This is a genomic window from Thalassospira sp. (genome assembly GCF_002709775.1).
GTDB lineage: Bacteria > Pseudomonadota > Alphaproteobacteria > Rhodospirillales > Thalassospiraceae > Thalassospira.
Map to the genome: position 1 here is coordinate 1 of NZ_PAQR01000035.1, position 23084 is coordinate 23084.

Annotated in this window: 27 protein-coding genes and 1 tRNA gene; 10 read left to right on the forward strand and 18 right to left on the reverse strand. The window is 57.2% G+C overall.

The window, feature by feature from the left end:
• Positions 1–351: 351 nt before the first annotated feature.
• The 3 genes from CMO10_RS13165 to CMO10_RS13175 all read left to right on the forward strand — a co-directional run bounded on the left by CMO10_RS13165 (position 352) and on the right by CMO10_RS13175 (position 4170).
• Entirely contained in the window at positions 352–1077 is a 726-nt protein-coding gene (locus CMO10_RS13165; RefSeq protein WP_297022925.1) for a response regulator, read from the forward strand.
• Complete coding sequence (locus tag CMO10_RS13170) at positions 1074–2639, forward strand: ATP-binding protein (protein WP_297022928.1); 1566 nt, start codon at positions 1074–1076, stop codon at positions 2637–2639. Before CMO10_RS13165 ends, CMO10_RS13170 begins: the two co-directional genes overlap by 4 nt.
• Positions 2640–2865: 226 nt before the next feature.
• On the forward strand, positions 2866–4170 hold the full coding sequence (locus tag CMO10_RS13175) for an adenylate/guanylate cyclase domain-containing protein (RefSeq protein ID WP_297022931.1): 1305 nt from the start codon (positions 2866–2868) through the stop codon (positions 4168–4170).
• A 6-nt stretch (positions 4171–4176) separates the two neighbouring features.
• Here the strand turns inward: CMO10_RS13175 and CMO10_RS13180 are convergent, their stop codons facing one another.
• The 13 genes from CMO10_RS13180 to CMO10_RS13240 all read right to left on the reverse strand — a co-directional run bounded on the left by CMO10_RS13180 (position 4177) and on the right by CMO10_RS13240 (position 12164).
• Positions 4177–4761 carry a hypothetical protein gene (locus tag CMO10_RS13180; RefSeq protein WP_297022934.1) on the reverse strand — a complete coding sequence of 195 codons (585 nt, stop codon included), beginning with the start codon at positions 4759–4761 and terminating at the stop codon, positions 4177–4179.
• A 74-nt stretch (positions 4762–4835) separates the two neighbouring features.
• Positions 4836–5105 carry a RebB family R body protein gene (locus CMO10_RS13185; protein WP_297022937.1) on the reverse strand — a complete coding sequence of 90 codons (270 nt, stop codon included), beginning with the start codon at positions 5103–5105 and terminating at the stop codon, positions 4836–4838.
• 57 nt (positions 5106–5162) lie between these two features.
• Entirely contained in the window at positions 5163–5486 is a 324-nt protein-coding gene (locus CMO10_RS13190) for a RebB family R body protein (RefSeq protein ID WP_044827376.1), read from the reverse strand.
• A gap of 83 nt (positions 5487–5569) precedes the next feature.
• Positions 5570–5794 (reverse strand): RebB family R body protein, encoded by a 225-nt coding sequence (locus tag CMO10_RS13195; protein ID WP_044827377.1) that lies wholly within the window; start codon positions 5792–5794, stop codon positions 5570–5572.
• A gap of 172 nt (positions 5795–5966) precedes the next feature.
• Positions 5967–6275 carry a RebB family R body protein gene (locus tag CMO10_RS13200; protein WP_297022940.1) on the reverse strand — a complete coding sequence of 103 codons (309 nt, stop codon included), beginning with the start codon at positions 6273–6275 and terminating at the stop codon, positions 5967–5969.
• A 14-nt stretch (positions 6276–6289) separates the two neighbouring features.
• Positions 6290–6586, reverse strand: a complete 297-nt coding sequence (locus CMO10_RS13205) for a RebB family R body protein (RefSeq protein ID WP_044827379.1) — start codon at positions 6584–6586, stop codon at positions 6290–6292.
• A 141-nt stretch (positions 6587–6727) separates the two neighbouring features.
• Complete coding sequence (locus CMO10_RS13210; RefSeq protein ID WP_044827380.1) at positions 6728–7063, reverse strand: RebB family R body protein; 336 nt, start codon at positions 7061–7063, stop codon at positions 6728–6730.
• A 247-nt stretch (positions 7064–7310) separates the two neighbouring features.
• Complete coding sequence (locus CMO10_RS13215; protein ID WP_044827381.1) at positions 7311–7634, reverse strand: RebB family R body protein; 324 nt, start codon at positions 7632–7634, stop codon at positions 7311–7313.
• Positions 7635–7875: 241 nt separating this feature from the next.
• On the reverse strand, positions 7876–8199 hold the full coding sequence (locus CMO10_RS13220; RefSeq protein WP_008890488.1) for a RebB family R body protein: 324 nt from the start codon (positions 8197–8199) through the stop codon (positions 7876–7878).
• Positions 8200–8366: 167 nt separating this feature from the next.
• Positions 8367–9581, reverse strand: coding sequence for an RNA polymerase sigma factor (locus CMO10_RS13225; RefSeq protein WP_297022946.1), 1215 nt, complete (start codon positions 9579–9581; stop codon positions 8367–8369).
• A gap of 242 nt (positions 9582–9823) precedes the next feature.
• Positions 9824–10327, reverse strand: a complete 504-nt coding sequence (locus tag CMO10_RS13230) for a hypothetical protein (protein WP_297022948.1) — start codon at positions 10325–10327, stop codon at positions 9824–9826.
• Positions 10327–11862: a hypothetical protein gene (locus CMO10_RS13235; protein ID WP_297022950.1), complete on the reverse strand. Its 1536-nt coding sequence runs from the start codon at positions 11860–11862 to the stop codon at positions 10327–10329. Before CMO10_RS13235 ends, CMO10_RS13230 begins: the two co-directional genes overlap by 1 nt.
• A gap of 226 nt (positions 11863–12088) precedes the next feature.
• Positions 12089–12164, reverse strand: a tRNA-Thr gene (locus tag CMO10_RS13240).
• A 215-nt stretch (positions 12165–12379) separates the two neighbouring features.
• On the opposite strand from CMO10_RS13240, the gene CMO10_RS13245 reads away from it, so the two are divergent.
• Positions 12380–13153: a class II glutamine amidotransferase gene (locus CMO10_RS13245; RefSeq protein ID WP_297022952.1), complete on the forward strand. Its 774-nt coding sequence runs from the start codon at positions 12380–12382 to the stop codon at positions 13151–13153.
• On the opposite strand, the gene CMO10_RS13250 is transcribed toward CMO10_RS13245, so the two are convergent.
• A complete protein-coding gene (locus tag CMO10_RS13250) occupies positions 13154–13936 on the reverse strand; it encodes a DeoR/GlpR family DNA-binding transcription regulator (protein ID WP_297022954.1) in 783 nt (260 codons plus the stop codon).
• Between the two features lie 188 nt (positions 13937–14124).
• Between CMO10_RS13250 and CMO10_RS13255 the strand changes: the two genes are divergently transcribed.
• Genes CMO10_RS13255 through CMO10_RS13280 form a run of 6 tightly spaced genes read left to right on the forward strand, consistent with a single transcriptional unit; the run spans position 14125 to position 20103 of the window.
• Positions 14125–15102 carry an ABC transporter substrate-binding protein gene (locus tag CMO10_RS13255; protein WP_297022955.1) on the forward strand — a complete coding sequence of 326 codons (978 nt, stop codon included), beginning with the start codon at positions 14125–14127 and terminating at the stop codon, positions 15100–15102.
• Complete coding sequence (locus CMO10_RS13260; protein WP_297022956.1) at positions 15102–16838, forward strand: ABC transporter permease; 1737 nt, start codon at positions 15102–15104, stop codon at positions 16836–16838. The genes CMO10_RS13255 and CMO10_RS13260 overlap by 1 nt, the downstream gene beginning before the upstream one ends.
• Entirely contained in the window at positions 16826–17908 is a 1083-nt protein-coding gene (locus CMO10_RS13265; RefSeq protein ID WP_297022958.1) for an ABC transporter ATP-binding protein, read from the forward strand. The genes CMO10_RS13260 and CMO10_RS13265 overlap by 13 nt, the downstream gene beginning before the upstream one ends.
• Positions 17908–18996 (forward strand): MBL fold metallo-hydrolase, encoded by a 1089-nt coding sequence (locus CMO10_RS13270; protein WP_297022960.1) that lies wholly within the window; start codon positions 17908–17910, stop codon positions 18994–18996. Before CMO10_RS13265 ends, CMO10_RS13270 begins: the two co-directional genes overlap by 1 nt.
• 34 nt (positions 18997–19030) lie before the next feature.
• Positions 19031–19621, forward strand: a complete 591-nt coding sequence (locus CMO10_RS13275) for a histidine phosphatase family protein (protein WP_297022963.1) — start codon at positions 19031–19033, stop codon at positions 19619–19621.
• The gene (locus CMO10_RS13280) at positions 19618–20103 is read left to right on the forward strand and encodes a phosphatase domain-containing protein (protein ID WP_297022966.1); all 486 of its coding nucleotides are present in this window, start codon (positions 19618–19620) and stop codon (positions 20101–20103) included. Before CMO10_RS13275 ends, CMO10_RS13280 begins: the two co-directional genes overlap by 4 nt.
• Before the next feature lie 75 nt (positions 20104–20178).
• Here CMO10_RS13280 and msrB read toward each other — a convergent pair whose 3' ends face one another.
• The 4 genes from msrB to CMO10_RS13300 form a co-directional block, all read right to left on the reverse strand.
• Positions 20179–20619, reverse strand: a complete 441-nt coding sequence (msrB, locus tag CMO10_RS13285) for a peptide-methionine (R)-S-oxide reductase MsrB (protein WP_297022969.1) — start codon at positions 20617–20619, stop codon at positions 20179–20181.
• 138 nt (positions 20620–20757) lie between these two features.
• A complete protein-coding gene (locus CMO10_RS13290) occupies positions 20758–21162 on the reverse strand; it encodes a thermonuclease family protein (protein ID WP_297022971.1) in 405 nt (134 codons plus the stop codon).
• 83 nt (positions 21163–21245) lie between these two features.
• Entirely contained in the window at positions 21246–21800 is a 555-nt protein-coding gene (locus CMO10_RS13295) for an AAA family ATPase (protein ID WP_297022973.1), read from the reverse strand.
• A gap of 178 nt (positions 21801–21978) precedes the next feature.
• Positions 21979–23043, reverse strand: a complete 1065-nt coding sequence (locus tag CMO10_RS13300) for a hypothetical protein (protein WP_297022976.1) — start codon at positions 23041–23043, stop codon at positions 21979–21981.
• Positions 23044–23084: the final 41 nt, after the last annotated feature.

Consider the following 23084-nt stretch of genomic DNA (forward strand, 5'->3'; position numbering starts at 1 on the left):
ACCGTGACCGCCGCCAAAAATCGACCACTCGCCGCCATGGTCACGTTCGCCAGGCGATGCATAAGTCGCAGCAAGCGGGGTGGCGATCATGGTGGTGGCGATCAGGGCGGCGGCAAGTTTAAGCGTGTTTTTGCGTTTCATGGACAACCTCATCAGGTTTGTGGGGGATCAATGTGTTGAGGTCCGTTATCACCTATGATTGTCGCGAAATGATCCCGGAAAACCGGTAAATTGGTCGCAAGATTTGCCAAATGGGCCCTTTGCGACAATCTGATACAAATTGCCATTTCAGCCGGGATGGCCAACGCGTTAAGTTACGTTGAACCAAGACTTTTGATTTCAGGACCGCATATGAGCGACCAGCCCCACATTCTTGTTGTCGATGACCACCGTGATATCCGTGACCTGCTGGGCCGGTATCTGCGCCAGCATGAATATCGCGTGACGCTGGCATCGGACGGGCGCGAGTTGCGCAAACTGATGAATGATGACATCGCACCGGATCTGATTGTGCTCGATCTGATGATGCCCGGAGAAGACGGGCTAAGCCTGTGTCGGTGGCTGCGCGAGAATTATGATGTACCTGTCGTGATGCTGACCGCCCTTGGCGAGGAAACCGATCGCATCATCGGTCTTGAAATGGGGGCGGATGATTATCTGGCCAAGCCGTTTAACCCGCGCGAATTGCTCGCCCGGATCAAGGCGGTGATGCGGCGCGCGCAAAGTCTTCCGGTCGGGCGTAAGGGGCCGCTTCCAGGCGGGCAGGTGCATTTTGATCGCTGGGTGCTTGATCGCACCCGTCATGAATTGCGTGACGCCAGTGATGTGGTCGTGCCGCTCAGTGCAGGCGAATATGGCCTTCTTTGTGCCTTTGTCGAGCATCCCAACATGGTGCTTAACCGTGATCAGTTGCTTGATCTGACGCGCGGGCGCGAAGCCGTCCCGTTTGATCGCAGCATCGATAACCAGGTCAGCCGCCTGCGCAAAAAGATCGAAATCGATGCCAAGAACCCGGCCCTGATCAAGACTGTCTGGGGCGGGGGCTATATGTTTACCTGTGAGGTGGCTGAAAAATGACCAAGCGCCGCCTGATCAAACGCCTGTGGCCCCAAAGCCTGACCGCACAGTTGGTTTGCCTGCTGCTGGGCGCGATCATCCTGACCCATATCGTTCTTGGCGTGATGCTGGCCGAGGAACGCCGGGATGCCGTTACCTCGGAGCGCCGCGTCTATTCGTTGATGCGGGTCGCGGCGATTTCCCGGATCATGAGCACAACGCCCCGCGAAACCTGGCGGGATGTTCTTCGTGTGGCGCAGTCGCCGCAAAGTCGTTTGCGGCTGGTGGATGAAACGGATGTTCCTGTTGCGGACGGGCGAGAATCCGATGGCCTGAGCCATCGTCTCAACGAAGCCCTTTCGATGAAAACAGGCACCCCGGCAAGGGTTGAAATCCTGTCAGAAGATGAATGCTGGACAGAGCGCAAATCGCTGCACCATGCCAAGGAAAATCTCTTGGGAGAAAGGTCGTCAGACGCGTCACGACATGACGACAAACGTGATGATGATGACCATGATGACGATGAACACCATGATCGTAAGGACCGTGATACGCCCTGGTCCTTGCGTTACCTGGAGCGTTTTGACTGCGATACCGCGCCGGTGATGCGTCTTGCCGTGCCGATCATTCCGGTCGGGCCTGACGGTGTGGAGAAAGCAGGCGTGCCCGTGGTCTGGCTGGAAGCAGTGATCGGTGGTGTCATGCCGCCACCCTGGTTTGTGCTCGATAGTTCCTTGCGTGTCTTGCTTTCAACACTGGTGATCGCAATCATTGCCTATTTCCTCGCACGCCGTATTTCGCGGTCATGGGATGTGTTGACCCGTGCGGCCGATCGCGTCGGGCGCGGCGATTATCCCGAACCGGTGCCCGAAACCGGGCCGACTGAAATCAGACGGGCCACCAAGGCCTTTAACCGCATGACTGCGCGCCTCAAACGCTTTGTCGAGGACCGCACACGCATGCTGGCCGCCATTTCCCATGATCTGCGCACGCCGATCACCTCGCTTCGCCTGCGCGCGGAATTTGTCGATGATCCGGAAAACCGTGCGCGCATCATCGAGACGCTCGATGAAATGGAACAGATGGTCGAAGCGGCGATGACCTTTGCGCGCGAAGAAACCGCCAATGAGGAAACCCGCAAGATCGACCTGACCGCCCTTGTTGAATCCGCGGTCGAGGATCTGGCAGAAACCGGTCGCCCGATCACATTCACCGGTGAAGTCGATACACGCGTCTATCCATGCCGGCCGCTGTCGATCAAGCGGGCCTTTGGCAATCTGGTATCCAACGCGCTGAACTTCGGCGATACGGTCGAAGTTGCGGTACGTGATGCCGATGATGGCGGTCTGTGGATCGAAATTGCCGACGATGGTCCGGGCATCCCGGTCGAGCAGCGCGAACAGGTGTTTGAGCCGTTCTTCAGGATTGAAGAGTCACGCAATCGTGATACCGGGGGTATTGGCCTGGGTATGGCCATTGCGCGGACTGCTATTCGGGCCCACGGCGGTGAAATCTATCTTGATGAGTCGCAGAAAGGCGGGCTTTTGGCGCGTATTTACTTGCCACCGGCACAGCCGCAATAGGGGTGTTTTGTGCAGGTCTTGGCGGGGGCGAAAACTCTCCTGACAAAGTGCGTCAGTTTTTTGACAGTTAGCACTTGCAATTTACGTGACCGGTGGTCATTTGTTGCGTGGAATTTCAAGAAATCAAAATCAACAATTGCTAAATTGTGATGCTGTTCTATTTAGGGTCTGGATTTGGACCCGCGGCGGTGCAACAATCAAGCATAGGAACGGACGGAGCGTACCCATGAGCAACAACCAGTCTTCTACGGGGGTGGTAACTGCACTTCCCGGGACAAATAACGCGCAGGCCGCGCGCGGCTTTGTGCGTTCTGTCAATGACTGGCTGATGGAATGCGCGCTTGATGATACCGACATCAGCGAGCTTCTGTCGGGCATGGCCAGCCGTCTGGTCGCATCGGGCATTCCGGTTGACCGCGTCATGGTCGCCTTCAAGACCCTGCATCCGCTATACGAAGGTGTCTCCTATATCTGGACCAAGGAAAATGGCCAGGTTGAACGGACAACCCATATGGGTGGTGACGAAAAGAACCGCGAGTGGGCCGAAAGCCCGATGAAATGGATGCTCGATAACGATGTCAGCTTCATGCGCCGCCACTTGATCGGGCCGAGCGCGGTTGTTGATTTCCCGATCCTTGAAAGTTTCCGTCAGAAACGCGGCACGGATTACTACGCGCTGATGACGCCGTTCGTGACCGATAGCGACAGCACGCTTAACAGCAACCGCATTTTCATGACCTATCTGACGCGTCGGCCAAGTGGGTTCTCGGACGAGGATCTGGCGATCCTTTCCGGCATTCAGCGCCGCTTTGCCGTGTCGTGCAAGATGCGCATCAACCATGAAGAAACCCGCACCATTCTTGAAACCTATCTGGGGACTGATGCCGGGCAGCGTGTGCGCAATGGTCAGATCAAACTTGGCGACAGCACCAAGACCCGTGCGGTTATCTGGTTCTCGGACATGCGAAATTCGACCTCGGTCGCGACACATGTCGGTGATGATGCGTTTCTTGGTGAAATGAACGATTTCTTTGGCGCCACCGCCAGTGCGGTGCTTAAGCATGGCGGGCAGGTTCTGCGCTATATCGGGGATGCAACACTTGCGATCTTCCCGATTGATGAAGATGACACCAATCTTGAAACCGCCTGTCACGCAGCCCTTTATGCCGCGGCCGAGGCACAGCTGAACATTGATGCGCTCAACGCCCGGCGCGAGGCCGAGGGAAAACTGCCGTTTGACTACGGCCTTGGTATGCATGTAGGGGATGTGATTTACGGCAATGTCGGCGTGTCCGAACGTGTCGACTTTACCGTAGTCGGGCAGGCGGCAAACGAAGCCGCCCGGATCGAACAGCTGACCAAACAGCTTGGCAAACGCGTTCTGGTCAGCTCGACCGTCGCGCAGTTCATTTCCTGTCCGACGGCGGAAATGGGCGCCTATGAGCTTCAGGGAACCGGGCTTAGTGTCAAACTGTTCGCGCCTGATTTCTCGGAAGCCTGCCACCGTATCGAGCTGATGCGCGCGGGCTAGCTCGATCTAAGCCAGATTGTCAAAATCCTTCACCACACCACTTGCGGCCTGGCCGACGCTGGTGAAGGTTTTTTGCGCATCCGCGACTGCCTTGGTCGCTGCTTCAATGATTTTGTCGTAGGGGTCCGGCTTGTTTTCTGCGAGCATTTTCTGCATGGCGACACCAGTCGTGGCTGTTGCCATCGACATGATATTGCGCATGTAGTCCGTTGAATCCTGCACGGCATAGGCCGCTGCCTGGGCGACCTTTTGATAGGCAACACCGTTCGCACCGGGAATGGCCCCGTTCAAAACCGCATGGTTGGTTGTGCCGACAGCCTGAACGATCTGCGGGTTAAGGGCGGTGCTAAGCGGGGGTGTGCCGGGTGGATTGTCCGGGGCTGCGGGATCACTGCCCGAAGGGCTGCCGTTCGCATCATCCTGACTGCTGGCGTCTTCACTTTTCTCGCTGGCGGACGCGTCCTTGCCTGATGCGTCACCTCCACCGGCCTCACCACTGGCAGACTTGGCATCGCCGCTGCCTTGTGCTTCATCCTGATCACTGCCTTCAGCTTCGGGATCTTCGTTTGTTTTGTTGTCTTCGTCTGCCATCGGAGACCTCGTTTATGACTGGTCGAAATATCAAATTGGATCAAGTGCCGGGTTTGGTGGTATGTGGTTGGGCGTTAGGTTGACTCGCCGCCACCTTTACCACCACCCATGCCGCCGCCCGAACTGTCGAGGATCATGCGGCACGCGCTGGACGTGACGGCATTGCCGATCTGCTGCAGGCCGCCTTGGGTCTGCATGGCGTTTTGCATTGACAGACTGATGGAATGGGCCATCGTCTGATACACAAGGCCCATGGCCTGTGCCGGCGCCTCACCCAGAACCTTGACGTTGTTCTGGGTCACCGCGTCGGTGATTTGTGAATTTACAGGGGTGTTGTCTGCCATTTCACGCCCTCACGTTTGTGACCATTGCCGGTCTTAAAGACCGACCGGGTCAGGTGCCTAGCGGCGGGTTGCTGCCAAAATTACGAGTAGTGTCAAAAGCGTATCACTGGTATCCGACCGTCCGAGCTTGGCGGTGGCCTGTGCGCCCGCCATCGTGTTGACGGAATAAAGCTGCATCACGCCCTGATTGGTTGCGGCCTGTGAACACATCGATGCCTGCTGCTGTGCCTGCACGGCGTTCTGGAAAAGGATCGATGTCGAATGGGCTGCACTTTGATAGATCGCGCCCATCGCGTTTGCCGGGGCGGAGCCGAGAACACTGACCGCACTCTGGGTGACAGAGTCGGTAATCTGACCGTTCACCGGGGTTGGAATTGCCATGTTATCCTCCGAAAAAGCGATCTTTCTGACCGCACATCTCTAGACGTCGCACGGACGCGATTGTGATCAAATTTGCCGGGCCATCAGCCCGCCTGGGCGGTGATCAGGGCAACAAGCTTTGATGTCGATGTGTTGACGACCTGTTGCATGTTGCCCTGTGTCAGGGTGGCGTTTTCCATCGCAAGGCCCGTGGCATGGGAATGCGACTGCAGGGCCATGGAAACCGCCTGGGCGGGGCTTTCGCCCAGCACCTTGACGTTGGTCTGGGTGACGGCATCGGTGACTTGTGGGTTGACGATATCACTCATCCTTTGACCTCACTGCTTGTCTCACCCTTGTTGGTGTCGGGCTCTGGCGGAAGTCTGGCCGGGCCAAAGAACCGTGGATCCATGTTTTTATACCAAGGTTCCGCTGTCTCGCCGTCGTCGCCAGATCCTTCGCCCCCTGTCTTGTTCTGACCTTGCTGGGATGCGCCCGCATTCAGGTCGGGTTGTTGTTCACGTCCGGTTTCTTGGCCGGCGAATTGGCCGGGCTGGCCATAGTAAAAAAATTTGGTTTGGCTTCCTGAACGGACAGGGTCGCCTTGGCGCATTCCATGGTGGTTGCGAGGCTTGCGACCGCCTGTTGCTGCTGTTCATTGACCATGTTGGCAAACAGGATGCCCTGTGCCTGGGCCTGTGACAGATAGGACTGCATCGCCCCCATCGCCGGGCCATTGGCAATGACCGATGTGTTGGTCTGGGTGACGCTGTCGGTGATCTGTTCGTCGACTTCGTTCGGATTGCTCATCGGGGTGATCCTTATTAACTACGGCGTTTCATCATTTGCAGAATGCTTTGGGTCATGGTCGTCATGCCGATCATGGCATTTTGCTTCTGGGCCGAGACCATGTTCGCCATCAGGATGTTCTGCGATTGCGCCTGTCCCAGCATGGATTGCAGAGCGGCATAGCCGGGGCCAGCGCCCATGGTGGCGACATTGGTCTGTGCGACACTGTCGGTGATCTGGTCGGAAACCTCGCACTGGTGCAGATCATCGCTGTGATCGGCGTGGCTGTGCTGGGATTTCTTGCCGTCTTGCGCAGGTGGTGCCGATGGCATGTCCGTCTCCTTGGTCTGAAGGGATGGGGCTGGCAAAATGGGTGCGTACCGAAATGACGCCGGGCGGTGAAAGTTGTGAAAGAAAAAGCCCGGCAAGCGCATGCATGCCGGGCGGGATTGGCGGCGAAACCATCTTGGATGTTAAGACACGGCCGTACCGGTCGTTGCCTTGAGAGCCGACAACAGCGAAAGCATATTGTCGGGAACGTCGCTGGCGGCGAGCTTCGAGGTCGCAACAGCCCCTGCCATGGTGTTGACAGAGTAGACCTGGATGACGCCCTGATTGGTGGCCGCCTGCGAGGAAATGCCCACCTGATGCTGAGCGCTGACAGCGTTCTCGTAGAGAATGCCATGCGAGTGCGCCAGCGACTGGTAAAGCGAGCCCATGGCCATTGCCGGCGCATCACCCATGACCTCGACATTGGCCTGGGTGACAGCGTCGGTAATCATACCATTGACCGGAGTGTTATCAGCCATTGTGTATCTCCTGATTGCCTAAAGAAGTACCGGTAGGAAAGCGATGCTCGCAACCGGCCCTTTCCGCATGTCCTGCGGTCAGACTTTTGACGGAGGGCTTTGGGGGTTGTGACGCGGGCCGGGCAAAAACTTGGATCTTGGGAACCGGTATCGCCAAACCAAAAACAGGCGGTCGCAAATCCACACGACCGCCTGATTGGAACTTGACCGCCAGACCAAAGGACATGTGTCTTGGGCGTGTCTGTAATTAGCCCGCCGTCGCCCGAAGCGTCGTGAGCAGCGAGAGCATATTGTCGGGAACGTCGCTTTTGGCGATCTTGGCGGTTCCGGCGGCACCAGCCATCGTATCGACGGAATAGATCTGGATGACGCCCTGATTGGTGGCCGCCTGCGAGGTGACGCCGACTTGCTGTTGTGCGCTGACGGCGTTTTCATAAAGAATGCCGGTCGAATGGGCGAGGGACTGGAAGATCGAGCCCATCGCCATTGCCGGCGCGTCACCGAGAACCTTCACGTTCGCCTGGGTAACGGCATCGGTGATCTGACCATTGAGCGGAGTGTTATCAGCCACTGTTTATCTCCTGATTGCTTGGGAAATTCGCAGAAGGAAAACGATGACCTTGGTCAGGCCGTCCGCCTTCCGCATCTAGTGCGTCCAAAGATTTGACGGGGAAGTCGGGCTTCTGTGATGACGCGCTGCGCGAAACTTGACGTGCGGAAAAACAAGCCTGCCGAATAGAAATCGGGCGGTCGCAGATGGATGCGACCGCCCGATTGGTAACTGGCCGTTCGGGCCAAAGATTTTTTGGGAATCAGCCCTTGGTTGCCTGAAGGGCGGTAAGAAGCGACAGCATGTTGTCGGGAACGTCGCTTTTGGCAATCTTGGAGGTCGCAACAGAGTCTGCCATCGTGTCGACCGAATAGATCTGGATGACGCCCTGATTGGTGGCGGCCTGCGAAGTGATGCCGATCTGCTGCTGTGCGCTGACAGCATTTTCATAAAGAATGCCGGTGGAATGTGCGAGGGACTGGAAGATCGAGCCCATTGCCATTGCCGGGGCGTCGCCCAGAACTTTCACGTTAGCCTGGGTGACAGCATCAGTGATCTGACCGTTTACCGGGGTCGGAATCGCCATTGTAAACTCTCCTTCGTTACGCTTTGCGGTGTGCTGCTTGCTGTTGTGTTTCTATCGTGCTTCTGTCGGGGTTTCGCCGTCCCGTTTTCAGTCTATCGACGCTGGGTGTTTGCTGTTGTGACGCGTCTTTTTGGTGCGGTGATTATTTTTTTCATCCCACATCGGGCTTATTGAATGCCCGATGCTCTCAGATGTTCGCGTGCGAGCTGAACCCGCTTGCGCACGGCGCAATTGCTAAGCCCAAGGGCGCTTGCTATCTCGTCATAGGTGCGGTCCTGAACACAGCGCATCAAAAGCGGTTTGCGCAGTTTTTCCTGCATCGCCAGAAGCGCTGTTTCAAGCTGATCAAGCTTTTCACCGGCAAGATAGGATTCCTCGGGACTTGGTGTCACCGGGGCGGTGATGGGGGAGGCCGGTGTATCTGCCGCACCATGGGTTTCTTCGCGGTACTCTGCCTTGCGGCGGTTCTGACGGTGCAAATCAATGCAGGCATTATGGACAATGCGTGACAGCCAGGCGCGATGGTTGCGGATTTCATCCATGGAATCTTCGAACTTGGTTGATGCCTTGACCATCGCTTCGGACAATGCGTCTTGCGCGTCATCCATATTGCCCGACATCAGTTTCAGGCATTGTTTCAAAAGCGTGTCCTGCTGATCGATCCACAGCGGCCAGAAATTTGGTGCGGCCGGACCCAGATCCGCATTTTCCTGCGGTTGGCTTTGCGGTGTGGTTTGTGCCGATGGCGCGTGACTGTCGACGGGTGTAGATGGTGTTTGCGGGGTAACGGGTGCTTGGGGAACCGGCTGTCGCAGGGCCGGGCTATCCGCGCCGGGCACAAGACCACGCAGGATATCAAGCGGGTCGGTTGGTGTGGTGCCTGGGGACCCAAGGGCACCGGCAATGATGTCTTCGGGGCTTGGGCCGCTGCGTGATGGTTCAAGACCGGGAAAGCCTGCCAGCGGATTGAAGTCAGAAGGATAACCGGGCGGTGGGCTATAGGGGGGGTGACCGGTATTGGCAGGTTGTTTGGCGGTGCAAGTCGACGCTTGCGATTGCGCATGTGTTGATGCGGCTGCCATTGATTGCATGATCGAGCGCGCATCAAGCGGTCCGTTTGTCGGACCGGCTGCAGTGCTTGGATCGCAATCCGGGTCATCCGGTACTTCTTGCTCTTCTTGCGCGTCGGTTTCGGCAAGCTTTGCCAGATAATCCTCGGCGATGCGTGCACGTTGTTCCGGTTTGAGCCGTGACCAGATCGAGGTCACCTTGTCATCGTCGCCCAACGCCAGAGAAAGGCTTTGTTCAAGACTTTTTGCAAAGCTGATCTCGGCTTCTGTCAGGGTTGCCTCATCCTGCGGACTGTTCTTTTCATTCTGCACTATGGACCCCTCCGGTTGATTGAATGCAACCATAGGCTGATTAAGTTTCGCGGTAATCATTATGACGCGGCCGCAAAGAAAGTGTGAATAAAAGTTTCAATACATCCTATAGTTGTAATTTCATGCGCAACGGCGCAGCCGTCGCGAAACGGGCTGAGAGTCGGGTTGGGACGCTTGATCGCGCTTTGATGCGCTTGTTGTTATCTTGGACGTTGCGGGTTTAATCCCGCTGTTTTGTTACATCAGCCCTTCTTGCCCGGTACGGATTTTGGCCCGTCCGGGGTGCTGCTTTCAGAAGGCTGGTCTTTATCGGCCGTGCGCGGTGGAAAGGCTTCGGCAAGGGCTGTTTCGACCTTTTCCGACAGGGCCTGCATACGCAAATCAATCTCTTGTGCGATGATTTTGCGGATCTCGTTTGCGATCTCGAACATGACCTGCTGACCGTCATGCGGGTTCGGATCGGATGCCATATGCGGTGCCCCTTGTTGTGGACCTGGTGCCGGTGGCGCGCTCGCCTGCCCGGCAGCGGGTGCGCCGATGGGCGGCTGCGGGGCCTGGGTGCCCGCTTTGACGTTTTCGGCGTGACCGGCAATGGTCTGTTTCTGATCAAGAACCTGCGCGCGGGCCCGTTCGGCGGCCTGTGACATGGCCTGTTGGGTTGCCAGATATTCCTGATTGAACGCCTTTCTGACTGCATCCTTGCGGCCGCTTGCCGTGGCGATATCGTTCTGTGCCTGTCCGGACATCAGGTGCCTCCCTTGCTGCTGCCAGCCCCTCCCGCATTGCCGGTTTTGCCCTTGGTGCTGCAGGTTGGCGACTTGGTCACGGGGGGCTTGGGTTGCGCGCTGGTCGTGCTGTTTGTGTCGTCACTGTCGCCAGTGGATCCGCTATCGGATTTTGCCGCAGGCGATGGTGTTGACGGTTTTGACGGTGTCGGGTTTGCTTCCAGCATGAAGGCGGGCTGAATGAAGCCGTATTTCTTCAGATCCTGTGGATCGGGGTCATTGGGCAGGCCGGTCAGGCTGGTTTCAAGCCGCCCGCGGCTATCGGAGATCATGCTTGCCGCACGGCAGGCCGAATGATCGGTTTGGCTGCTACACGTCAGGATCGCAGTCGGGGTGCTGGTGCGCGCCGCGGTCAAAAGCTGGGCGGTGACATCAAAGCTCGCCTCGGCCTCATAACGGACCAGAACAACCAGACCTGCACCCTTTTTGCCTTCGCTGGGCGGGGTGATCTGCACCCAGAACGGAATGCTGCTATTGGGACCGACCACGACACTGCCGGCCACAATCGGGCTGGGCAGGCTGCCGGTATATTCCAGATGGATTGGCACCGGCGCATGATTGCCAAGGATCAGACAGACTTTCGCCAGATCAGGTGTCGTTTCGCTGGTGACGGTGCCAACGTTTTGTTCCAGATGAAGGGCATGGGCCTCCCCGCCATAAATAGGCACTTCCGACATCAGCGGTGCGCCGCCATCACTTGTCGCACTATCAAACAACAGCGCGCGCAATTGCGAAGGGACCGAGGTCGGTACGGTGACGGACAGTTCCGACTGCGCATCGGGCAATGCCCCGACATGCAGGGACCATTTGCGAAGCGACGCCGGAATGTCCGTTGCCTGCATGCGTGCGGCAATCGCCGTTTGCGCGCTGGTCCGGGTCGGGGACAGCGGATAGTCCTGTTTCATCCTGATCGCCCAGTCCGGCGTGCCATCCGTGGTATCGGACTTGCCTTCAAGCGATGGCATCGCCGTTCTGAACATATCATCGGCGATCACCGGACCCTTCATGTCGGTCACGCTGCCGTCAGTATGGGTGGTGGTCACACCCCACTGCGCATTGGCATCTGCCGCACTTGCGGGCGACGGTTCGCCGTGATCCCCGGTGCTGTGCCAGGGCTCGGAGGTTTCAGACGCTGCAACATAGCTTGGCATCATGACCTGGGGCGCATGTGTCGAACCATTGCCATCCCCATCCAGCAGATAGCGCTGAATAATCTGGAATGCCGTTTCCATCGGTTGGGGTTGGGGGCTCTGACCCCCGCCTTGATCTGGCGGGAAACCCGGCAGGCCAAGGTCACGACACAGGGCTGCCATCATATCGATGGCGGCCTGCTCTGCACTGCCGGCGTCGGGATTTTCGCTTGGCTCTTTCAGATTGTTTTCGGCTTCTGCCGGACCGGCCTCGGACGGGGTTTGTCCGGGTGTTGCATTGCTGTCTGGATCGGTCACGGATTTGCCAGATGGTTTGGCTGGTTTGGGCGCGTCACTATCGGTCATGCCTGCACTCCCCAATGGTGCCTTGCAGCACTCAAAAGGGCTCTGCACAAAGCTGCCCCTGATCTGCAAGAAGTTTTACGTTCCTTGCAAAAAGACGAGGCGGCGAGCGCGATGTGAAAAGTTTTGCGCCCAAATGACCGGGAAATCGCTGGTATTGCGCCGTGCAACGTGACCTGAAACACAAAACCCCGCCGGGGCTGACCCGGCGGGGGTTTGTTAATCAAAATGGTGCTGGTGATAGGATTTGAACCTACGACCTACGCATTACGAATGCGCCGCTCTACCAGCTGAGCTACACCAGCACGATTCATTTTGTGGCGCGGAAAATACGGACAATCACCGCCCTTGGCAAGAGGTTTGTTGTTCTTTTTGCCAACAAATGCCGGACTTTCAGCCATGCCCTGAAATCAGGGCTCGGACGCACAATATCACATTGACCATGCTGTAATTATCCGGCTTAGATGTGCCCGATCAAAATTGTTCAAAATCGACCAAAATTCATGTGCGGGGGCAAATCATGTGTCGTTGGCTAAGCTATATCGGGGATCCGGTTTATCTGGAAAAGCTGGTCTTTGAACCGCGCCATTCGCTGGTCGAGCAAAGCCTGCATGCCGAACAGGCCAAAACACCGACCAATGGTGACGGCTTTGGCCTTGGCTGGTATGACGAACGCCCGACACCGGGGCTGTATCGCGAAATCCTGCCGGCCTGGAATGACCCGAACCTGCGCTCGCTCGCCCATCATATCCGCTCGGGCCTTTTCTTTGCCCATGTGCGTGCCTCCACCGGGACCCACACCAGCCGCACCAACTGCCACCCGTTTTCCCATGGCCAGTATCTGTTCATGCATAACGGCCAGATTGGCGATTACCCGCTGGTGCGCCGATCGCTTGAAATGATGATTGAGGATGAGTTTTACGAAGGCCGGCAGGGCTCCACCGACAGCGAGCTGATCTTTTGCCTGATGCTGACCTTGGGCCTGCGCGAAGACCCGCACCGAGCCATCCGCCGTACGATCGAGGTTGTCGAAAATGAAATGAAGCAGCGCGGCGCGACATCGCCGTTCCGTTTCACCGCCTGTCTGTCAAATGGCAAAAGCATCTGCGCCATCCGCCACGCCAGCGACGACAAGCCGCCATCACTTTACTGGCGTAAACGCGACGACCACGTGATCGTCGTTTCCGAACCGCTTGATGCCGAAAGCGACAGCTGGAAGGCGGTCGCGCCGAACCATACCCTGCATGTCGAAGGCGATCTGACCATCAGCGAAGAAGCGACACTCGCCTGCTGATTACGACACGACAACAATCTGACTACGTGCCTTGACCAGCGCGCGTTGCAGGGCATCCCCCGGCGCGGCATTCAGCAACACGGTCTGAAAATCGCTGGCGTGACCATCACGGCAGAGTGCTTTGCGGCCGACCTTCTTCTCGTCGATCATCAGGATGGCGTGATCGCAGCACGAGACGAGCGCGCGCCTTGCGCGGACTTCATCCATGTTGAAGTCAAGCAAATCCCCTTCGTCGCTCATGCCGCCAACACTGACAATCCCGAAATCGGCGCGCATGCTGCCGAAAAAGTCCGCACTGTCTGCGCCAATGATATCAAGATCGCGGGTGCGCACGGTGCCACCGGCAAGGCGGAGCGTGACATTGGGCGCATTTTGCAGCGCCATCACCACATGCAGATTGTTTGTGAGAACCGTTAAGTTGCGATGCGATGCCAGATGCTGGGCGGCGAGTTCGGCGGTGGTGCCGGTGCCAATCGCAATCGTGCAGCCCTCCGGGATCAGGTCGGCCACCTTGGCGGCGATCGCCATTTTGCCCGTGCGGTTCCAGTCTTCACGTTTTTCATAGGCCGAGTTATCCGGATCGGGTGCCGGGCCGGCAAGACCGTGACGGCGAAACACGCGGCCCTGTTCATGCAGGTCGCGCAGATCGGTGCGGATGGTCTGGACCGAGACATTAAATCGGCGTGCCAGTTCCTCGACCGCCATGAAGCCGGTCGATTTGACAAGGGCAACGATGCGGTCGCGTCGGCGATCAAGGGGCACTGGATCAGGGGTGTTGGACACGGCTTCTCTTTCGTTCGAAAGTAGTTATTTCGCTTGTAGTCGGAGTATAGACAAGCCGAAACACCGCTGCATAGCCCGGTTTTCATGTTGAAACATTTAATTCTTGGTGTTGTCACACAACTGAAATCGAAATCCCGATAGCTTCCGGATCGAAACATTTTCGAACGAAACCTCAAGGGATGCCGATCATGCGTAACGTTCTTCTTGCTGCGGTTGCCTCTGCCGCGATGATGCTGCCGGTTGTGGGTCAGGCTGCTGAAAAGCTGGTTCTTTATACCAGCCAGCCGAACAAGGATGCCCAGACCACTGTTGATGCCTTCATGGCTGCCAATCCGGATGTTGAAGTTGAGTGGGTCCGTGATGGCACCACCAAAATCATGGCCAAGTTGCGTGCCGAAATCGCTGCTGGCGACCCGCGCCCGGACGTTCTTCTGATTGCCGATACCGTAACGCTTGAAGGTCTCAAGCAGGAAGGTCAGCTGCAGGCTTACAAGTCTGGCGAAGCAAGTGCCTATGAAGACGGTCTTTATGACGGTGAAGGCTATTACTATTCAACCAAGCTGATCACGAGCGGCATCGTTTACAACACCGCCGTCAAGGCCCCGAAATCGTGGAAAGACCTTGCTGATCCGGCGGTGAAAAACCAAATCGCAATGCCAAGCCCGCTTTATTCCGGTGCGGCCCTTATTCACCTGTCCACCCTGACCGAGAACAAGGATCTTGGCTGGGATTACTATCAGGCCCTGGCTGCCAACGAAGCCCGTGCCAAGGGTGGCAATGGTGGTACCTTCAAGGCCGTTGCATCGGGTGAAAAGCCTTATGGCGTTGTTGTCGACTTCCTTGCAATTCGTGGCAAGGCCGATGGATCGCCGGTTGATTTCGTCTTCCCGGAAGAAGGTGTCACCTACGTGACCGAGCCGGTCGCGATCATGAAAGACGCCAAGAACGTTGATGCCGCGCACAAGTTCGTTGACTTCGTTCTGTCCGAAGCTGGTCAGGAACTGGTTCTTGATATGGGCTACATCCCGGCACGTAACGGCATGGATCTTCCGGCTGGTTTCCCGGCACGCAGCGACATCAAGCTGATGGACTTCAATCCGGCCATCGCGCTGGAACAGGCCGAAGCCAACAAAGAAAAATTCGCAGACATCTTCGGGGCTGAATAATGCAGGCTACAGGTCGCCTTCGCGGCGTTCTGCCTGGCATAATCGCCAAACCAAATGGCAACCGGTCTTCGGACCGGTTGCTCATCTGGTTGGTGGTGCCGGTATTTATTATTTCGATTTTGCCGATCCTGCGCCTTGGTTTTGAGGGCGTGATGGTTGGCGGTGTGCCTTCGTTTGATTATTTTCGTGACGTGCTGGGCAGTTCATCAACCTGGCGGGCCACGGCAAACAGTCTTTATACGGCGGGTCTGGGAACGATTATTTCCCTTCTGATTGGCGGTGCCTTTGCGTTTTTGGTGGCATTGACCGACATACGCGCCAAAGCCGCACTCGTGTTCTGTTTCATGATCCCGATGATGATCCCGCCACAGATCACAGCCCTTAGCTGGGTGCAATTGACCGGACCCAGCAGTGCGCTTTTAAACGCCATTGGCATGGCCCCGCCAATGGGATCCCCCCAACCGCTTTATTCCGCAGAAGGCATTGCCCTTTTGCTGGGTATTCAGCATGCCTCCATCGTGTTTCTGACGCTTCGCGCCAACTTGCGCATGTTGCCGCGTGAACAGATCGAAGCCGCCCGTCTGGCCGGTGCACGTGGTGGGCGGTTGTGGTGGCAGATCATTTTGCCGCTGACGAGCCCGGGCCTGATTGCCGGCACAGCCATGGCGTTTGTTACCGCCCTTGGCAATTTTGGCATTCCCGCGATGCTTGGAATCCCAGCTGGCTATCAGACCCTGCCGACATTGATTTATCAAAAGCTTGCCGGATTTGGTCCGTCGGTTCTGGGCGAGGTTTCCGTGCTTGCCATGCTGATCGGGGCAATTGCGATTTGCGGTGTGGCACTTCATCACCGCTTGCTGTCCAAACGTGACTATCGCCTGATGGGCATGGTTGGGCGGCCGCTTGATGTCAAACTCGGTGCGCGCCGAAGCGTGATTGAAACAGCGCTTTGGGCGGTTTTGGTTGCCATTCTCGTCATTCCGCTTCTGGCCCTGTTTACAACCGCACTGGTTCCGGCCTTTGGCGTCAAGCTGACCTCCGCCAACGCCACGTTCGAGGCATTCCGTGAGGTCATGTTCGTGCAGCCCTCCACCATTCGCGCATTCCAGAACAGCTTTGTGTTGTCTATCGGGGCGGCGGTGACGCTTGTTCTGATGTGCTTGCCGCTGGCTTATGTGATGGTCCGCCGTCCATCCAACCTGACCAAGCTGATCAACCTCCTGGTCGAGGTGCCCTATGCGCTTCCCGGCGTGGTTCTGGCGATTGCCTGCATCTTGTTGTTCATCCGCATTCCGCTGATTGATGTCAGCCTTTATGGGACGCTTGCGATCATTTTTGTCGCGTACTTGGCGCGTTTCCTTGTGATTGCGCTACGCCCGGTAATGAACAGCTTTACCCAACTTGACCCGGCCCTTGAAGAGGCCGCCCAGGCCTGTGGCGCCGGGCTTTCGCGGCGTTTGCGCGATATTTTGCTGCCGCTGGCAGCCCCCTCGGCGGCTGCAGGGGCGCTTCTGGTTTTCCTGACCGCCTTTAACGAGCTCACCGTTTCGGCCCTTTTGTGGTCGGCCGGGAACGAGACGTTGGGCGTTTTGATTTTCAATCTTGATGACAGTGGCGACACCGTTCTGGCCTCGGCCGTGGCGGTTCTGGTCGTTCTTGTGGTGATCGCGCTGATGAGCTGTTTTCAGCTTGCCGCGCGCCGTTTGCCCAAAGGAGTTGTACCGTGGCAGACATAAATCTTTCGCGCATTACCAAATGCTTTGGCGATTATCGGGCCGTCAATCAGGTCTCGCTTGATATTGCCGATGGTGAATTCGTTGCCCTTCTGGGCCCTTCGGGTTGCGGCAAGACGACGCTTTTGCGGTTGCTTGCCGGGTTCGAAGAACCCGATCACGGTCAGATTTCACTGGGCGGTCAGATCATGGCAAGCCCGGAAAACGGGATCATGATCAGCCCCGAAGACCGCAATCTCGGCATCGTGTTTCAGTCCTATGCCCTTTGGCCGCATATGTCGGTTGCGCGCAATGTCGGCTATCCGCTTGAGGTGCGCGGGCTAAACCGGGCTGATCAGGATCGCAAGATTGCCGAGGCCCTCGATATCGTCGCCCTTGGCCCCTATGCCGATCGCAGCCCGTCCGAGCTTTCCGGTGGGCAGCGTCAGCGTGTTGCCCTGGCACGCTGCCTTGTTATGGAGCCGCGTGCGGTGTTGCTTGATGAGCCGCTGGCGAACCTTGATGTACACCTGCGTGAAACCATGCAGCAGGCGTTTCTGGATTTCCATCGCCGCACCGGCGCGACGATGATTTACGTCACCCATGATCAGTCCGAAGCGATGGCGATGGCCGACCGGATTGCGGTGATGGATAAGGGCCATATTCGCCAGATGGCTGCCCCCGAAACGCTCTATCGTGAACCCGCCGATCTGATGGTGGCGGGCTTTGTCGGGGCAGGGGCGGTATTGCCGGTACAAGGTGTTACGGTCGGAAGTGACGGAAACTGCTCCGTCCAGCTGGGCGACAGCAACATTACCGCCCGCATCTGCCCGAAACTGGCCGATGGTATCACCAATGCCAATGCGGGCCTGTGTCTGCGGCCCGAAGACGTCTGGGTTGCTGATGAAGCGCCCTTGCGCGGTCAGGTCGACGATTGTGTCTATCTTGGTGGGCGGTTCCGCCTGTCGGTCCGGATTGGTGCGGATCATACGGTTCCGGTCTATGCCAACCGCCGCGCCCGGATTGGCGAGCAGGTCGGATTGAAAATATCGGACGGCTGGGTGTTTGACCGCATGGCAGGTGAGGCCGCCTGATGTCAGCCCGTATGCGTGTTCTTTCGGGACTTGGTGAAAAAGGCCCGGCCTGTTTGCGACTGGAATTCTTTAACCGGCGCTGGCTGCTTGATTGCGGTGTCGGTCCGGAAAGCGATCAGGGGTTTGATCCGGCGTGGCTCAATAAAGTTAACGCTGTTTTCATTACCCACGACCATATCGACCATATCGGTGCGGCGGGCGAAATCGTCGATGCCGGTTTGCCGATCTATTGCACCGAAGTCACCGCGCGCTCGCTTCCCAAGGGGGCGAATGTCGTGCCCTTGCCGCCGTTTGGGGAAATTCAGGTTGATGGCGTCACGGTCACGACCGGGCGCACCGGGCATTCCTTTGGCGGGGTGTGGCTCCATTTCGAACTGGGTGGCGGGGTGCTCTATTCCGGCGATTTTTGCCAGGAATCGGATTACTTCCTTTATGACGCGCCGCCGGATGCTGCGACCGTGTTGCTTGATGCGTCCTATGGCATGGAACAACTGACCCAGCAGGTCCGTATTGATGCCTTGCTCACCACCATGACCAAGCTTGATGGGCAAATCCTGTTTCCCGTCCCGCCAAGTGGCCGGGCGGCGGAAATGGCGCTTTTGTTTGAACGCCATGGCCTGACCGACTGGTCAATGGATGATCGATGCTATGGCCAGGTCAAGCAGGTGCTTGATGCCCATGGATCGGATTACGTCGCGGGCGATGCCATCCGCCAGTTGCGCGCGCTTAAGGAAAAGGCAAAGCATTTCAATCCCGATGCACGGTTGTTGTTATGTCATGCGCCATGCGCGACGTTTGGCAAGGCGCGTGAACTGATTGATCAATGGCAGGATGCCGGTCGGATGGGATCAAGCGCGCATGTGATCTTTACCGGCTTCATGCCGATCGAGGCCCGCAAGATGGTCGAAAAGGGCCATGCGCATTTCAGGCGCTGGAACGTCCATCCGTTGGCAAGCCACGTGATCGACCTTGCCAATCAGTGCCATGCCATGCAGGTCGTGCCGCTTTTCACCAGCCGGCCAGAGGATTTTGGACTTGTCGACGGGTTTGACGGGCGGCTACAGCTTGCGGATCGGTTCTATTTGTAATGCATGCGTTGTTTGAAAAGGGTGATGTCCGGTCATGATCTATGCCGCTGAAAAGTTCGATTTTCCCAGCCTGCCGTTTGTTTTCATCCGGCACGGGGAAACCGATGCCAACCGGGCGGGTATCATTGCCGGATCAAACGAGCCGCCACTGAATGATACCGGGCGGGCACAGGCGGTTGCGATTGCGCCGCTTATGGCGATGGCAAAATGGCGGGCGGTTTATGTCAGCCCGCAGGACCGGGCACGGACGACAGCAAATCTGGTGCTGCCCGACTATGATGCCAAGGTGCTGGATGGTCTGCGCGAACGTCATTGGGGCGATCTGGAAGGTCGCCCGATTGCAGAGCTTTGCCCGCGCTTTGACACCCCGCCAAACGGCGAAGGCTTCGATGCCATGTGCCAGCGCGTGTCCTTTGCCATGCAACAGGCCTTGGCCCAGGTTAGCGATGAGCTGACAGTGATCGTTGCCCATTCCGGGGTGGCGCGCTGCATTCTTTACATGACCGGGTTTGAGGCCGATGGCCCGCGCGTGCCCAACGCCACCCCGATCCTGTTTCGCCCGACCAGGGATGGTTGGGACTATGAAAATTTGACCGAGAATTTGATTAAGGAGATTTCTGCGTGACTGAACCCAAAGCCCGTGATGCGCGTGATGCTGCCAGGGACGCTGTGGTATTTGATATGGATGGCACGCTGGCGCATTTTGATGCCGATGCTTTGGGGCATCTGGTTCATGGTGTGGAAAAACAGTGGGATGCGTTCTTTGACGCCATGGACCACGCCAAGCCGATTGAAAATATCGAACGTCTGCTGCGCATTCTGCATGCCTCGGGCCATGCGATCCTGATCTGTTCAGGCCGCCCGGCGGGTTGGCAGCACCGATCAGAAGCCTGGCTGCGTGCCCATGATATCCCGTTTGATGGCATGTATCTGCGCCCGGAAGATGCCGATCACCGCACCGATGAAGAGGTCAAGGAAGACCTGCTGGCCAAGATCATCGAGGATGGTTTCAATCCGTGGCTGGTTGTCGATGACCGCAGGCGCGTTGTCGATAAATGGCGTGATATGGGCCTGACCTGTTTGCAGTGTGCGCCCGGTGAATTTTGATCGTGATTTTTGAGTGTGAATTTTAATCATCACACAAATAAAAAGATCGGCTTCGCGCCGGTCTTTTTTGTCTGATTAATCGAACAGGTGGCGATAATCGCCATACCCCTCGGCATCCAGATCCTCAATCGGGACGAAGCGGAGTGATGCGGAATTGATGCAGTAACGCAAACCGCCGCGATCCTGTGGGCCATCGGGGAAGACATGGCCCAGATGGCTGTCACCGTGTTTGGAACGGACTTCGATCCGGCGCATGCCGTGCGTGTTGTCTTCTTTGGCGACGATATGTTCGGACTGAACCGGCTTTACAAAGCTTGGCCAGCCGCAGCCGCTGTCGAACTTGTCGCGCGATGTAAAAAGCGGCTCGCCCGAGACAATATCAACATAAAGCCCGTCTTCCTTGTGATCCCAGAAATCATTGCGAAACGGCGGTTCGGTGCCGCTTTCCTGGGTCACATGATACTGTTCGGGCGACAGGTCGCGGATGGCATCGGGATCTTTGTGATACTTGCTCATATTTCGTCACTTCGCCTTTCTGGGCCTTTTGGGGCCTTTTTGATTTTCGGGCCGGTGGTTCTTTGTTCCCAAAGATGGTCGGATTATCGCACTTGTCCAGTAGCTTCACGTTGAAGTGAGTTTGGCATGTGTCGTTGATTACCCCTGACACCAGGGGCGTCGTTTGGTTTTGCCATCATAGGGGCGGGCAAGGCCGTTCGCGATCAGCTCAAGATCAAGCGGGCTGCCATCAATCCTGACCGACGCCACCACACGCCCGCCATATCGGCCCCATTCCGGTTCGCAGAATTGCACGGATGTCGCGGCCTTCAGGCGTTGGCGGGCATAGTCGCGGGCCCTTTGGGCGAGTTGCTTTTCGCTTTCGCATTTGCCGCGCACTTCGGGCGTATCGACCCCGCGTACGCGCACCGACATATTGGCGATTTCTTCGGGCAGGCCCGGAATGGCGACATAGATGGTGTCGCCGTCATAGGCATAATTGCCACGATATTCACGCAGCGGCCAGTCATAGCAGGCAGCAACCGCCGGAAGGCTTGCAAGCATTGTCACGGCTGCCGTGCATGCCATGAGGGCACGTTTGGCAAATCGGGATGTGGGGTGGTTCGACGTCATCATGGGGCTGTTTCTTAGAGTTTGAGGCGGGCAAGGATCTGGGCAGCGCGCTGTTCGACCGGGCCTTTGCGAATTTCGACGAGTTCATAGCCGCATTCATGATAGGTCCGGCACAGCACGACATATGTTCTGACGGCCTCGGAAAAGCTTTGTGTTCGCGCAGCATCGGTTTTGTAGATTTCCGACCAGGGCGGCAGGACAAATGCCACCCGGTGATAGCGATAAGTCTTGATCGCACGCATCAGATCAGGGTTTTCCGGAAGGCCGCTAAGCCGTCGATGGGCAAGCGTATCGGGCAGGCCGCGATCACAGAAAACCGTGCGCGGATGGTTTTGAATGCTGTCCTGCCAGGCGCGAATGGATCGGCGATACATCAGACCGGCATAGGCATCATTATCATCCCAAGGCAGGGCGGTGCCGCCACGTTCAATCTGTTCTTCGATGATGGCACGCGCCACCTCGGGGCTGGTGTCAAAGCCCCGGTCATCAAGATGATTGATCAATGTGGTCTTGCCCGTACCGGGACCGCCGGTCAGGACAACAAGGTTGGACGTTATTGGTGTTTGCATTCGTGTTCGTGTCTCCGCAAGCACGCCGTTCTGGTCGGGCTTTGCGGCAAGGGGATGGCAATATTGTTGTTGGTTTTGGGTATTGCGCCGTTAGCGCAAGACCGGCTTTTTACCGGCTTGGTCTGGCAAGTCAACGGCAAAGAAAAGGTGCGGGTGGGTAAGGGTGCCGGGCGCGTGTTTAAGCGCAGCCTTCGATCAAGGTGATCGCATCCGTTCCGGCATGAATGGCAATGACGGTGCCGTTTTCATCAATCTCGAACCGGATGCCGCGCGTTTGGGCGTCATCCTGCCACCAGGTAATGTATTTCCCGGTCGGGCCAAGATATTCGTGCTCTTCCTCGATCAATTTCTGACCGCTAAAGGCGGCATAAACGTCATCACGGGTCGAGCCGATTGAAAGACCGTTTGGCGTGCGCACCATGCTGGTGGCGACGTCATGTTCATCGCCATAAAGCGAAACACGTGCAAGGCTGCCATCAAGGATCATGTAACCCAGCCCGAACGGATCAAGCTCGCGCTGAAGATAGGTGCAGCTTTCATCAGCGCCGGCAATAAAGGCATCAAGCCGCGGGCCGATCACCTTGCGCAGCTCAGTATCGCTCATGCCAATCCGGGCCGGGCCATAGCCCTGTTCCGACAGGACGGCAAGGCGGGTGGTGATGGCATCGGTGATGGCAAGGTCAATGATCGCCGTGCTGCCGTCAAAGCGGATTTTGCCCGGTGTCACGGTCTGATGCAGATGAACCTGTGGCCAGCTGTTGCCGCCAACCCAGTCAATGGGAAACAGAAGGTTGGTTTCAGGTTGCAGGCATAATTGGTCGGCCTTGCTCAGCACATCCTTGTGCCGCGCTTTCACGACCAGCGGGATCTCCATGCAGATGGTCTGCGGGACATCTTCCATCCAGCTGACCGGGATGCCCGGATAATCGCATGTTTCGGGATCGGGGCGCAGTTCGCAATAGGGCGGGACGATATTGTCCATGACGAAATCAAGTCGCATCGGACCTTTGCCCGCCGTGAAGACAAGGGTTTCAAGCGCCTCTTCATCGGGCTCAAGCCATTCGAAATGATTGATCGCCCATGCGGTTGTCGCCCGCATGTCCATAACGGCAAAGGTCGTATGCCCGTCTGGCTCTGACAAATCGTTCAGGTTGTCATTGCTTTCAGTGCCAAGCGCACTGGTCGCCAGCAAGGGCGCACAAGCGACAATCAGGGTACTGAGATATCGAACGCCTATGGGCATGCTTTACCTTTGGTCACAACATGTCTTGTTTTGTCTCAGAA